This window comes from Stieleria magnilauensis (genome assembly GCA_007753675.1).
GTDB classification, from domain to species: domain Bacteria; phylum Planctomycetota; class Planctomycetia; order Pirellulales; family Pirellulaceae; genus Stieleria; species Stieleria magnilauensis.
Map to the genome: position 1 here is coordinate 3,330,520 of CP036432.1, position 14,092 is coordinate 3,344,611.

7 protein-coding genes are annotated in these 14,092 nt (G+C 60.9%); 3 read left to right on the top strand and 4 right to left on the bottom strand.

Annotated elements, in window-relative coordinates; translation table 11 throughout:
* Positions 1-66: 66 nt before the first annotated feature.
* The 3 genes from hrpB to TBK1r_RS11730 form a co-directional block, all read right to left on the bottom strand.
* Entirely contained in the window at positions 67-2,604 is a 2,538-nt protein-coding gene (gene hrpB, locus TBK1r_RS11720) for an ATP-dependent helicase HrpB (RefSeq protein ID WP_145210406.1), read from the bottom strand.
* Between the two features lie 212 nt (positions 2,605-2,816).
* Positions 2,817-3,932, bottom strand: coding sequence for a hypothetical protein (locus tag TBK1r_RS11725; protein WP_145210408.1), 1,116 nt, complete (start codon positions 3,930-3,932; stop codon positions 2,817-2,819).
* A 221-nt stretch (positions 3,933-4,153) separates the two neighbouring features.
* A complete protein-coding gene (locus TBK1r_RS11730) occupies positions 4,154-5,131 on the bottom strand; it encodes a GDSL-type esterase/lipase family protein (RefSeq protein WP_419581253.1) in 978 nt (325 codons plus the stop codon).
* 123 nt (positions 5,132-5,254) lie between these two features.
* Here TBK1r_RS11730 and TBK1r_RS11735 point away from each other — a divergent pair, with 123 nt between their 5' ends.
* Positions 5,255-8,287 carry a DUF1553 domain-containing protein gene (locus tag TBK1r_RS11735; RefSeq protein ID WP_145210412.1) on the top strand — a complete coding sequence of 1,011 codons (3,033 nt, stop codon included), beginning with the start codon at positions 5,255-5,257 and terminating at the stop codon, positions 8,285-8,287.
* 7 nt (positions 8,288-8,294) lie between these two features.
* Positions 8,295-9,740, top strand: a complete 1,446-nt coding sequence (locus TBK1r_RS11740; protein ID WP_145210415.1) for a DUF1501 domain-containing protein — start codon at positions 8,295-8,297, stop codon at positions 9,738-9,740.
* Between the two features lie 149 nt (positions 9,741-9,889).
* Here the strand turns inward: TBK1r_RS11740 and TBK1r_RS11745 are convergent, their stop codons facing one another.
* Positions 9,890-10,384: a hypothetical protein gene (locus tag TBK1r_RS11745; RefSeq protein WP_145210418.1), complete on the bottom strand. Its 495-nt coding sequence runs from the start codon at positions 10,382-10,384 to the stop codon at positions 9,890-9,892.
* Positions 10,385-10,575: 191 nt separating this feature from the next.
* Here TBK1r_RS11745 and TBK1r_RS11750 point away from each other — a divergent pair, with 191 nt between their 5' ends.
* Positions 10,576-14,031: a PVC-type heme-binding CxxCH protein gene (locus TBK1r_RS11750; protein WP_145210421.1), complete on the top strand. Its 3,456-nt coding sequence runs from the start codon at positions 10,576-10,578 to the stop codon at positions 14,029-14,031.
* Positions 14,032-14,092 lie beyond the last annotated feature (61 nt).

Genomic DNA, 14,092 nt, shown 5'->3' on the forward strand with positions numbered 1-14,092 from the left:
TGACCAGGGATGACCGTGGAATCACGCCATTTGTTTCCACTGGCGGTTTCCATCGTCGACGGCGATTCATCCTCTCGGCTTCAGACCATTGGGTGTGGCCACGGCCGTGGCGGGGTCGTCGGGCCAATGGTGCTTGGCGTAGCGGCGTTTGAGTTCTTTGCGGACTTCGATGTACGTCGTCTTCCAAAAGCTTTCTAAATCGTCGGTGATCTGCTGGGGACGGTGATTGGGGCCGAGCAGATGCAATTGCAACGGGACCGACCCGCCGGCGATCCGCGGCGTCTTTTCCCAGCCATAGATCTCTTGAATGCGAACGGCCAGCGTCGGCGGTTTGCCCGGCGGATAATCCAGCCGGATTCGATTGCCGCTGGGAACCAACATCGACTCCGGGGCTTGCTGCTGAAACCATCGCGATTGCTCGTAACTGAGCAGTCCCTTGAGATGATCCAGCCAGGGGGCGCGCGACAGTTCGCTGAACGAGATTCGGCTGCGACAAAGTTCCTTCAGTACCGTATCAAGCGCTTGATCAACCGTCATCGGCAACGGAGATTCATCACATTGCTCACTCAAAAATCGCCACCGCGCCAGAAAACTTTGCAGCGTCTTGTCTTTGCCCGGCAGAATCGAATCGAGCTGCGGCTTCGCATGACGATACAGCAACTCGGTCGTCTGTTCGTCGCTCTTGCACTGCGCGGTCGATTCGCTGATCAGCAGATCTAAAAAGTACCTGCGGTCCCGCGCGACCACCGCTTTCAAACTGGGGTGGAAAAAACATTCTCGTTTGGATTCCATCAGCTCTTCGGGCAACCAAGCTTCCTCCGTCGCCGACGCGAGTCGCACCAGTGATTCTTCGCCCTTTCCATCCACGCTGACGCAGACAAACAATTCAGCACTGCGAACCGAAGACGATCGGTCGAGCTTGACGCCGCGGCCGCCGACCATCACTCCGGAAGCCGATCCCGGTGCACGACGCTTGGCCAGCCGATCGGGAAAGGCCGCCAACAGCGACCGAGTGATCGCTTCCTCGGTCGCCACGGAATCGTCCGCGTCGCTTTGATGCGGTGACTCGCGAAGCGTCTTGACCAGCGTCTGTGCGACGCGTCGAATCTGTTTCGCCCCCGAGGGATGGATGCCTGAATCGGGTGTGCCGCCGACGTGACGCCGTAGCCGCTTCAACCGCTGGATCAGATCGCTTTGAATACCTTCGTGGTGCGTCTCCGATCCCGACGATCGGTCAAACGGGTCACGCTCGGACAACAGGGCTGCGGCCATCGCAGCGTCTTCCACGCAGCCAAATTGTTTCGCCGCCAGCATCAGACGTGACAGACGCGGGTGCACCGGCAATCGATTCATTTCATTGCCCAGCGACGTGACCGCGAGCGACGCATCGAGCGCGCCCAACTGAACGAGCAGCTTGAACGCTGCGTCGACGGCATGTTCGGTCGGCGGTGTGACCCACGGAAAATCGAACACGTCGCGTTCGCCCCATGAGGCCAACATCAGCAGCGCCGATGAGAGGTCAGCTTGTGAGACCTCCGCAGCCGTGTGATCGGGGCGGCTGCGATGCAACGCCAGCGGCCACAACCGAAAGCACACGCCGGGTGCGGTGCGGCCGGCACGGCCGGCGCGCTGGTCGGCGGACGCTTTGGAAATCGGCTGCAGTCGCAAACTGGGGATGCCGACCGACGTGTCGTATTGCATCACACGAGCCAGCCCGGTGTCGATGACGCACGTGATGTCCGGAATCGTGATCGATGTTTCCGCGACGTTGGTCGCCAGCACAATCTTGCGTCGTTCCGATGGCGCCAGCACGGCATCCTGATCGCTCGGTGACAGATCACCGTACAGTTTGCAAACCTGGATCGATTCCGTTCGCGCGATGCCTTGAATCAATTCGGCCGCCCGATGGATCTCGCCGACGCCTGGCAAAAAGGCCAACACATCGCCTTCGCTACTTCGCAGCGCAGCGGGAACCCGATCGGCAACGGCCTGGGCGATCGCGTCGCGAGTAGTGGACCGGCGTGAAAGTGATTCGTCATAGCGGATGTCGACCTCAAAGGCACGCCCATGACTTTCCACCACCACCGCGTCGGGCATCAGCCGTTCGACGGGCTGGGTTTCCAGCGTGGCGCTCATCACCACCAGCCGCAGTTCCGGTCGCAGCGTCGTGCGAACGCGATGCAGCATGCCGAGGGCCAAATCGAGTTCTAGCGAGCGCTCGTGGAACTCGTCCAGGATGACGCAGCCGACGTCCTCCAACAGCGGATCATTAGTCAAACGTCGCAGCAGTATGCCGGTCGTCATCGCGACGACTTTGGTTTGCGACGAGACGTTGCGATCAAAACGAACGTGATAGCCATAGGTGCCGCCGACGGATTCGCCCGCCAGACGGCTGAGCCGGTGGGCGGCGGCGCGGGCGGCGATCCGGCGCGGTTGCAACAGGATCACTTGCCCGTCGGGCATCCCCTTGCCGGTGATCAAGGCGGGGGGAACGCCGGTCGTTTTTCCGGCACCGGGCGGGGCACGCAGGATAACGGGGCGTTCGGCAGCGAGCGCCGCAATGACCTCTGCGAGACAATCCTGAATGGGTAAACGGGCTGGCATCACTTTTCCAGGGAGAACAAAACGTACCCGGGGATGATAAGTGATGCGGAGCGTGTGGCTAAGTGCACGTCGCAGTGGGCGTGGAAAAGAGAAGTGGGTCAAAAGATGGGTTGGTCAAAAAATGAAATCCTACCGAACGGAGACTCCACCTTTCTCCATTTTCTCGACCACCCCATTTTTTGACCAACCCATTTTTTGACCAACCCATCCATTCACTTCTTGCCGCTGGCTTTGCGTTGTTCCAACAGCATTTGCTCGAGAGACGAGACAGGTCGCAACGGCGCGTCGTCTTGATCGTCCAGCAACGGCGCGACCGTGCCCTGGTTGCCGGCGCTGAGGGCGATTCGGACGACATCCAAGGTCCCTCCGGTGAATTGATCGCCGGGAGGGATTTCGAATCGGCCCAAGCCACGGCCTTGAAAGTTGGAATCTTCGATCACGTTAGGGCTTTTGCCGGTGCGATCGATCGCCACCGATTGAAGCCTCCATTCATGCACCGTCATTTCGTAGCGTGGCACCGGTGCAATCGGCGTGGAGACTTCGCGAGTGATCTGCGATCCGTCGGGGGCATAGGTCAGGACGTGACGGACGAGGTCCGCGCCGGCATCGCGTTGAATGACCACCGGCTGACTGGTCCCCGGTGCGATGGGTATCTGTTTGGATTGATCCGGTGCGACGCGGTCGGTCACCGTCACCCGGACTTCGCGCTGGGCGGTGTTGAGCAGCTTGGCCGTCACCGGCGGGAGCGGTTGTCGCGGAACAACGTTCGACTCGATGACGATCGATTGCAGCGGGGGGCGGAAAAAACGACCGGGCCCAACGGCACCTCCTAATCCCCAAGTCCCAAAACTCCCCCAGGGGCCAACGCTGAGCGTGGTGCCGAAATTCTGCCATCCGTAACCGAACGTCGGATAGCCGTAAGGGTTCAAGAAATACGGAGGAATAAACGCAGGTCCGTGGTGGTGATGATGGTGCCCCGGGTGACGTCCGACCGGTCGCACGCTACGCCGCGAGAACACGTAGCGAGGAAAGACGTCGTCCAAGTCGGAAACCAGCAACCGTCCCCGGCCCGAACGGGGAAACCTGACCACACGGTTGACCGGCGGCAACCAATAACCTGCGTACTGACCGTCAAAGGAATCGAAGGATCGGTCGCGTTGAAACAGGTACTGCCGCCCGTCGGCATCATGGACCACCATCTGTCCGGGACGCATGTAAACGTCCCCCGTGATCACGCCCGAGGGTTCGACGAGGTGGTAATCCTGTGCGTGGCAATGATGCCCAGCCCAACAGGCAGTGATGCATAGAATGGAGAGAAGCAATCGCATGACGGGCCTCCGTAGGATGAGTCTCCTTCAGTCTAGCGACTTTTGTGAATCGGGGATAAGGATCGCGACGCAAGGAGGTTTCCGTCTTCGCTGCAAAGCAGCAAACCGGGGCGGCTAAAGCCTGCACACCAGCGCATGTTGGTGTCCAGCCTTCAGGCGCATCCCACTCGCTGCAAAGCAGCGAATGAGGGCGGCTGAAGCCTGCACACCAGCGACTTGCATCACTTCTTGAGAATTTGGTCGCCGTAGAGATCGACGAGGGCGTCGCTGACAAACTCGGCGATCGCCCCGCTGCCTCGGGGATTGCTATGAATCCCGTCGTCGCTCAGCTGCGCGTCTTTGAACCACATCCCCGGCGGCGCCGCCGGACTCATCAAGACGACGTGCCGCAGCCAGCGATCGTCGATCAACTGCAGGTCGAATTCGTAAGCCAGCTCACGCTCCAGGCTGGCGTAGGGATCGATCATGAACCCGCGCGGGATTTCCATCAGGACGGGTTCACAATCGTTGGCACGGCAAAGCTGGATCATTTTCATCAAATTGGCCTTCGTGCTCGCTCGAGAGTGCCATCTCAGGAAATCGTGACCGCCGAGTTCAATGATGACGGCTTGTGGGTGATGCACCATCGATCGTTCCAAGATTCCGATCGCCGGGCCGGTCGCGATCCCGGACGCGCCTAAATTGATCACCGGGACGCGTATCCGTTGTTCCAACTGGCCGGGATAGCCGCGATCGGGAATCATCCCCTGAGTCAAACTGTCGCCGATGCAGACGATCGGGCGTCCGGGGTGGAATGCCAATTCATGATCACAGGTTGCACTGCGTCGGTATTCCACCCACATCCATGCCCACATCAACACCAACAGCGCGACAGGACTGGTCTGAAGCAGTCCCCTGGCAGGCGTCGACTGTGACCGCAGCCGGAATCGCCAAATGCCCAGCATCACCATCGAGAGTGCCAACAGCAGCATCGCCGGAGTACGCGGGACGAGACGAATGGCGAGGATCAGCGTGCAGGCGAACAGGGGCCAATACCCGGGCGATCCCCTGTAGACCACGACGGCGTGCCAAAGGATCCAACAGGCGATCATCCAGGGCAGCCAGTGCGGAAAACAGAGCAAACTGGCAGCAATCGCCAAGCAAATCCCGATTGTTCGAAAGATTCGGTGAAAGATGCCGGTTGTTGCCTGTGATGTCACTTCGTCGGGCATAAAATGGTGGTTCCCGCCATGGGATGTGTCGCAGCGTCCCGAGTATTGTAACCTTCCGATCGATCTCGCCTCGCCTCCCAAGACCTTCGGCTGTTTGGCCGAACTCGCCCCATGCATCGTTTTCAGATCGCCGCCCTTCGCGTTCTTGCTGCCAGTGTCTTCGCCGCCCTTGGCTTCGTGTCAGCCACGGTTTCCCGCGCCGCGGACCGCCCGATTCGGTTCAATCGCGACGTCCGCTCGATCCTGAGTGACAAGTGTTTTGCCTGTCACGGCCCGGATGCTCAAACGGTCGAGGGAGGATTGCGACTCGATCTGCCCGACGAAGCCACCGATGCATCGACCGGAGCGATCGTTCCGGGGTCGCCGGATGAGAGCGAAGTGATTCGGCGAATTTTTTCGACCGATGACGACGAGGTGATGCCGCCACCGTCATCGCACAAGAGTCTGACCGATGCCGAGCGTGACGTGCTGGTCCGCTGGATCGCCGAGGGTGCGCCCTACGAAGCCCATTGGGCTTATGAACCGATGCACCGGATCGAATCGGAGGGACAGGTTGCGCCGAGCAATGCGACTCAGTTGATCGATCACAAGATTGCGGCACGACTGGCCGACGAAGGCGTCGAGCCGACCGGGCAAGCCGACCGGGTCACGTTGATCCGTCGCCTGTCGTTCGATTTGACGGGCATGCCGCCGACGGCTGAAGAAGTCCAGGCGTTCGTCAACGATGAATCAACCGATGCCTATGCGGATCTGGTCGACCGGCTGTTGAATTCACCTCGCTTCGGCGAACGGATGGCGATCTATTGGTTGGATCTGGTGCGTTACGCCGACACCGTCGGATACCACGGCGACCAAAATGTGTCGCAATCGCCTTATCGTGATTACGTGATCAACGCCTTCAACGACAACATGCCGTATGACCGTTTCGTCCGCGAACAACTCGCCGGTGACCTGCTTCCCGAGGCGACACTCGATCAACAAGTGGCTTCGGGATACAACCGGCTGAACCAAACGACCGAAGAAGGTGGATCGCAGGCGAAAGAGTATTTGGCGATCTACTTTGCCGACCGCGTTCGAAACGTTTCGCAAGTCTTCATGGGCGCGACGATGGGCTGTGCCCAATGCCACGACCACAAGTACGACCCCTACACGACACGCGACTTCTACTCGCTGGGAGCATTTTTCGCCGACCTGGACGAACGCGGCGTCTATGGGGCGCGGAGCCGACCACCGATGATCCGCGTCCCCGGTGAAAGGCTGCAGACAGAACTGGCGGAGATGGATCGCCAAATCGGTGCACTCCGAGCAGAAATCGAACCGCTGCGGCAATCGCTGATCGCGGCCCAGGACCAATGGGAAGCCGACGTGATCGACCGGATCGATGACCAGCAAGAAATTGAAACGATTTGGATCGACGATGCGCTTTCAATGGAGGCCAATCAGAGCGGCGAATGGCGTTTTGTGGCCCAGGATGACGCGCCGGTTCATCGCGGTGCGACGTCGCGAAAACAGCAGAGTGAGGGTCTGACGCAACACCTGTTCGACGACGCCAAGCAGCCCTTTGGCGTCACAAAAGACGCTCGATTTTTCTGTTGGGTCTATCTGGATCCCAAAGACCCGCCGGCGGCGATCATGTTGCAGTTCAACGACGGCGATTGGACGCACCGCAAAGTCTGGGGCAGCGATGACATCACGTATGGTCGACAGAAGGAGAGCTATGCGGGCTATCGGCGTGGCGGAGTGCTTCCCGCGACCGGCCAATGGGTGCGGCTGGAAGCGACCGCCGAGGAAGTCGGACTGGCTGCAGGGGCCAAGGTCAAAGGGATGGCGTTCACCCAATTCGGCGGGCTGGTTCACTGGGACGATTGCGGCGTGATCACCGCCGGCGGTATCCCGAGCGACGTCGCCGAAGCGTTACGCGTGGACCAAGACAAGCGGTCGGATCAACAGCGTCGGGCGATCACCGATTACTACGTGGCGGAGTCCGAGGCGATGGTGTCGCTGCAAAACCAGATTCGGGAACTGGAAACCCGTCGCAAGACAAAGTACGAAACGGCTCCCGAAACCGTCGTCTCGCGGAGCGTTACCCCGCGAACGATCCGCGTCTTGCCGCGCGGCAACTGGATGGACGATTCCGGCGACGTCGTCAGCCCGGCGATCCCGGCGTTTTTGGGAACATTGGACACTGGCGATGCGCGACCGACGCGGCTTGATTTGGCCAACTGGCTGTGCCGCGAGGACAACCCACTGACCGCCCGAACGATGGTCAACCGCTTGTGGAGCCTGTTGTTTGGACGGGGGATCTGTGCCAGCGTCGATGACTTTGGCGGCCAAGGGACCTATCCGTCGTATCCGGATCTGTTGGATGCCTTGGCGATCGATTTCATCCAGTCGGGCTGGGACGTCAAACATGTGATGCGTTCGATCGCGATGAGCCAAGCGTATCGGCGTTCCTCAACGCCGACGACGGAACTTGCACAACGCGATCCCTACAACGATCTGTTTGCCCGTCAGGGGCGTTTCACCGTGGACGCGGAAGTGGTCCGTGACGGGGCGCTCACGATCAGCGGCCTGTTGGTCGAAACCATCGGCGGGCCGAGCGTCCGACCGTACCAACCGGCCGGCTATTACGCACAACTGAACTTTCCACGCCGCACGTACGTCGCCGACGAAGGCTCGAACCAATACCGTCGCGGACTGTACACGCACTGGCAACGCACGTTCCTGCACCCGATGCTCAAAGCCTTTGACGCGCCCAGTCGGGAAGAGTGCACGGCCAAGCGGGCACGGTCCAACACGCCGCTGCAGGCATTGGTATTGCTCAACGACCCGACCTTCGTCGAAGCGGCGCGCGTGTATGCCGAACGCATCATGCGTGAAGGCGGCCAAGACGTCGACCAACGACTGCAATGGGCCTACCAGAATGCCGTCTCACGCCCCGTGTCTGCACAGATCGCTGATCCGTTGCGCGCCGTGTTCCAAAATCACCTGGAACATTACCAGTCCAACCTCGACGAAGCGGGGAAATTGATCGCCCACGGCGAAGCACCGGTGCCCAGCGATCTGGATGTGGCTGAATTGGCCGCCTGGACGAGTGTTGCCCGCGTGATCTTGAATCTTCACGAAACCATTACGCGCTACTGAGACCGCGATGAATCCTGAATTCCATTCTCTCCACCAGCGACTCGCACGGCGGACGTTTCTGCGCCGCACCGGAATCGGTTCGGTCGCGTTGGCATCGTTGCTGAAATCCGATTTGGCGGGTGCGGTTTCGTCGTCTGCGGCGCCGTCCGGAGTGAGCGCATTCGAAGGCGTTCTGGCCCGCCCGCACCACGCGCCGCGGATCAAACGCGTGATCCATCTGTGCATGGCCGGCGGGCCCAGCCATTTGGAAACGTTCGACTACAAACCGGTGCTGGCGGAGATGGACGGCAAACCGATGCCGGAGTCGATCACTGCGGGCCAGCCGATCGCGCAGCTACAGGGCAAAGAACTGAAGGTGATGGGCCCGCAGCACAAGTTCATCGCCCGCGGCGAAAGCGGGCTGATGATTTCTGACGTGTTCAAACACATCAGCGGCTTGGCCGACGAGATGTGCGTCGTCAAATCGATGCACACCGAACAGATCAACCACGATCCGGCGCACACGTTTTTTAATACCGGGACAGCGATCAGTGGGCGCCCCTCGATGGGGTCGTGGGTGCTGTACGGACTGGGGAGCGAAACGGAGGATCTGCCGGGGTTCATCGTGCTGACCAGTGAAGGCGGAGGGCAGAGTCAGCCGATCAGTTCACGGCAGTGGCACTCGGGTTTTTTGCCCAGTCGTTACCAAGGTGTCCAGATGCACGCCAGCGGAAACCCGGTCCACTACGTCGGCAATCCGGAGGGCGTCGGCCGCGACCAACAGCGGGACATTGTCGACGCGGTTTCGCGGATCAATCAGATTCGAAACCAGGAGCTCAACGACCCCGAAATCGCGACGCGCTTGGCCGGTTATGAAATGGCGTTCCGGATGCAGGCGTCGGTGCCCGAGTTGACCGACATGTCCGGCGAGACGCAGCAAGTCATCGACCAATACGGCTGCACACCGGGTGACGGCTCGTTCGCCAGCAATTGTTTGCTCGCCCGCCGATTGGCCGAGCGCGGGGTGCGATTCATTCAGCTTTATCATCGCGGCTGGGACCACCACGGAGGCGTCAAGGCGGGGGTGGCCAAGACGGCGGAGCTGGTGGACCAAGGCACCGCGGCGCTCGTTCGGGATCTGAAACAGCGCGGCATGTTGGACGAGACGTTGATCGTGTGGGGCGGTGAATTCGGCCGCACCCCGATGGCCCAAGGCAGCGGACGCGACCACCACATCAAAGGGTTTTCGATGTGGCTGGCCGGCGGCGGCATTCGCGCCGGAACCAGCTACGGGGCGACCGATGAATTCGGCTACAACGCGGTGGAAGACAAAGTCCACGTGCGTGATTTCCACGCCACGATGTTGCATTTATTGGGCATCGATCACAAGCGGTTGACCTTCAAGTTCCAAGGCCTGGATTTTCGCCTGACCGGCGTGGAAGAAGCCCACGTGGTGCGAGAGTTGTTGGCGTAAGCTCAATGCCGCTGATTTTTGCACTGAAGGTGTTAGCGGAACGACGCGAGCCGTCCGGTATCAAACAACACTCCGTTTGGTGTCAAAGCAGCGTGCCCGTGGCGTACGCTTCCAGCTTGCGAATCACCCAAGCCGGATGCTTACCCACTTCACACCAACGACCGCGCGTAGCTCAAGACGAACAGCACCATGTGCAGGGGCAACGTGCCGATGGCGGCATAGCGAAAGCGGCGTCGGGAGAACAGGCCGATGATCGACAAGACCGTCCCGAGCACGGCGACCAACGCACCTCCGGCGGGAAACCACCACGTCCCCAGCGCCGCAAACACCAGCACGACGACCGCGGCGGACGAGGCACCCATGGCGGTGTAGAGGAACGGACCGTACTCTCCGTAGGCGGCCTCGCCCGAAAGTGCCAGCTGCTTCACCGGTTCGGACGGCGTTTCCAGATCCGTCGGATCGACACGGAACGGCGATCCGGTGCGGACCGCCGTCTCCGCAGCAAGGCTTGCCGCAGCCCCATCGACCGCTGCCGGCTCGACGAGCTTAGCGACAAAGGGGGCGTCCCCGGTTGCCGACGGATCGGTGTTTTCGGTTGGTCCGGGCTGGTCGTTCAAAGGTGAAACGTCGTCGGTTCGATTCATGGACGATGATACTGGGGTGTCGGCGTTGGAGTTTCCCGAACCGATCTCGCTCGTTGACACAGGAAAGCAACTATTCTAATGGATCTTCCCGGCGGGCAGATAGCCATTGAGTTGACGTATTGAATGATGTGTCGATATTAGGTTTGTCGTGCCCCTCCGCAACCGTTTCGTTTCTACCCGATCTAGATTTCATGACATTCCAGCTTTGCAGTTCCTTGTGGTGCCGCCAGACGGTTCGAAACGGGCTTGGCGGAATCCATTCGTTCCGATCACGTTTGGGCGTGATCGCGGTGCTGGCCGGAGTGGTCTGGCTGATCGGAATGGGCTCACCAACCGGGCTGGGAATCAGGACTGTTGGGGCGGCGGACGTTGAAACGGCCCGGCCGTTGCCACCGGAGATTGCCAAGGCGTCGCAAGAGCCGGTCGAAGCGATGTCCGCCATCCGGATCCCCGAGGGCTGGACGATCAGCGTCTGGGCGGCCGAACCCGATGTCGCCAACGTCGTGGCGTTTGACATCGATCGACAGGGACACCTCTATGCGTGCGAGACCTTTCGACAGAATCGTGGCGTGACCGACAATCGCGGCCACGACCAGCAATGGCTGATGGCCGATCTGGCGTCCAAGACGGTCCAAGATCGCATCGATTATCACAAGCGACTGCTGGGGGAGGCCGCGGTGACCTACACCCAGCACGACGACCGGATTCGACGGTTGTCCGATACCGACGGTGACGGCGTGGCCGACAAGAGCGTGGTGCTGGCCAGCGGATTTCATCAATTGGAAGAAGGCACCGGTGCCGGCGTGCTGGCCGTCGACGGCGCTGTCTACTACACCTGCATCCCCAAGCTTTGGAAATTGGTCGACCAGGACGGTGACGGCAAGGCCGATGAACGCGTCGTGCTGTCGGACGGGTATGGAGTCCGGGTCGCGTTTCGCGGCCACGACCTGCATGGACTCGTTCGCGGCTACGACGGACGGCTGTACTTCACGATCGGAGACCGCGGCTACCATCTGCGGACGGCCGAGGGCGAGGTCTTGTCCGACCCGGCCAGCGGCGCCGTGTTTCGCTGCGAGTTGGACGGCACCGGACTGGAAGTGTTCGCCCGTGGGTTGCGAAACCCGCAGGAACTCGCGTTCAACGATCGCGGCGATTGGTTTACCGTCGACAACAACAGCGACAGCGGCGACCAAGCCCGCATCGTGCACGTCTTGCAAGACGGTGACACCGGCTGGCGGATGTATTACCAGTACCTCAGCGACCGCGGTCCCTTCAATCGCGAGAAAATCTGGGAACCGGCCAACCCCGACCAACCCGCGTCGATCATCCCCCCGGTGGCCAATTTCACCGACGGACCGAGCGGTCTGGCGTACTACCCCGGCACCGGATTCGGCGACCACCTCGACGACACGTTCCTGATCTGCGATTTCCGTGGCGGCCCGAGCAACAGCGGCATTCGTTCCTTCAACGTCGAACCGGCCGGCGCGACGTACAAACTGGTCGCCGATGATCAGCCGATTTGGACGTGCCTGGCCACCGACGTCGCGTTCGGCCCCGATGGGGCGCTGTACGTCAGCGACTGGGTCGACGGGTGGGACGGTCTGGGCAAAGCTCGCATCTATCGCATCAGTGACCCCGAACACGCTGACGATCCCGTTGTCGCGGAAGTGAAGCAGCGACTTGCCGGCGACTGGACCGCCTTGTCACCGCAAACCCTGGCCGATTGGATCGGACATGCCGATCGACGGATTCGGCTGGAAAGCCAATGGGAACTTGCCTCCCGCGGCGAGACCGACACGCTGGCCGCGATCGCCGCTGATCCAGATGCAACCTCCAAGGCACGTTTACACGCGGCGTGGGGGCTGGGCCAAATCGCGCGTCAAAGCGGGTCGGGTGACGAACCCGATGCGATCGCCAAGCGAACCTTGATCGAATTGATCGCGGGCGCCGACGCAGACCTGTGTGTCGCAGCGTTGGCGATCGTCGGCGAACAGGGTTGGACCGATGCTTCCCAACCCGCTCAAACGGCGCTCAAAAGCGAGCACCCACGGGTGCGGTACGCGGCAATCGACGCGCTCAGTCGGCTGAAGGACGCTACGGCGATCGAAGCGGTCCTGGCCAAGGCGGCAACCACCGACGCCAACGATCCGGCGATCCGCCACGCCGCGTCGATGTATTTGGTGCGGGCCGTCAAAGCGGACCGGATTGCCGCCCTGGCCAAGCACCCCAATGCCAAGGTACGGCTGTTGGGGGCGATCGCACTAGGAAGATTGTCTAGCGGTTCGGTCGCAAAATTCCTGCACGATGAGGATCCCCGCGTGGTGCTGGAGGCCGCACGAGCGATCCATGACAAACCGATCGAATTTGCAACCGCCGCGCTGGCGGATTTGATCCAACAGCCACTGGATTCCGAAGCGTTGGCGAGACGCGTGCTGAACGCGAACTACCGAATCGGCAGCGCCGAAGCGGCCAACGCGATCGCAACCTACGCGACCCATTCCGAAGCGAGTGAAGCGATGCGGATCGAAGCGATCGAGATGCTGGGCAATTGGAGCGCGCCGGGGCCGCTGGACCGAGTCCTGGGTGACTACCGCCCGTTGGATCAACGCGACGCCGCCTTGGCCGTCGCCGCCCTGGAACCGCAAATCGATCTGTTGATGGTCGCACCAGAAAACGTGCGACTGCGAACGATCGAAGTGGCCGCGTCACTGGGAATTAAAAAAATCGCAGGCGCGCTGGTCGAGCAAGTCGCCGAATCCAGTCGCAGTTCCGACGCGCGTGCACGGGCACTGCTGGCACTGGCGCGTCTGGACGCGACCAGCGCCGTTCGGCTGGCCGAATCGATTCCCGTCGATAACGCGCGTGGCCCGTTGGGTCTGGCCAATCTGTCCGTGTTGGCCGATCACGCGGCCGAAAAATCGATCGATCGATTCGTCGCGTCCACTGCCAATGCCGACACCCGAATGCGGCAAAAGGCATGGGATATCCTGGCCGAACTAAAGCATCCCAAGGCGGACGCTGCGATCCGCCAGGCCGTCGACCAATACCTCGACGGCAGCCTGGATGCCCGCGTGCAATTGAACGTGATCGAAGCGGCAAAGGGCCGACTGGATGATGCACAACAAAAGCGGTTGGACGAGTACCGAACGGAATTGGCCCAAACGCAACCGCTCGGCAAATGGCTGGATTCTCTTTCCGGAGGCGATCCCGAGCAGGGCGCCACACTGTTCTTTGGAAAAACCGAACTCTCCTGTGTCCGCTGTCACAAAGTCGATCGCGCCGGCGGTGAGGTAGGCCCCAATCTAACCGTGATCGGGAAAGAGCGTGACGCCCGTTACCTGCTCGAATCGATCTGTCTGCCCGATGCGAAGATCGCCAAGGGATTCGAAACGGCGGTCATCGTGGATATTGACGGTCGTGTCCACAGCGGCATTGTGAAATCCGAAACCGACGAGGTCGTCGAACTGATCCTTGCCGACGGCAGCCAACAACGGATCTTGCAAGATGACATCGAAGTGCGGCGGAAAGGCAACTCATCGATGCCCGCCGACCTGACCAAACACATGACACCGAGAGAATTGCGTGACCTGGTCGCGTACTTGGCCAGCTTGCAAGTCGATCCGAGAGCGGCCACGGACGTGGAGTGAAACGTCGCCGGTGATGTGTCACCACCAACGGTCCATGAGCGAGATGATTTGCTTCAGCACA

What these genes read in the sequence shown, in the direction of transcription:
- hrpB (WP_145210406.1), bottom strand. Translation starts at nt 2,604, where the DNA reads ATGCCAGCCCGTTTACCCATTCAGGATTGTCTCGCAGAGGTCATTGCG.
- TBK1r_RS11725 (WP_145210408.1), bottom strand. Translation starts at nt 3,932, where the DNA reads ATGCGATTGCTTCTCTCCATTCTATGCATCACTGCCTGTTGGGCTGGG.
- TBK1r_RS11735 (WP_145210412.1), top strand. Translation starts at nt 5,255, where the DNA reads ATGCATCGTTTTCAGATCGCCGCCCTTCGCGTTCTTGCTGCCAGTGTC.
- TBK1r_RS11740 (WP_145210415.1), top strand. Translation starts at nt 8,295, where the DNA reads ATGAATCCTGAATTCCATTCTCTCCACCAGCGACTCGCACGGCGGACG.
- TBK1r_RS11745 (WP_145210418.1), bottom strand. Translation starts at nt 10,384, where the DNA reads ATGAATCGAACCGACGACGTTTCACCTTTGAACGACCAGCCCGGACCA.
- TBK1r_RS11750 (WP_145210421.1), top strand. Translation starts at nt 10,576, where the DNA reads ATGACATTCCAGCTTTGCAGTTCCTTGTGGTGCCGCCAGACGGTTCGA.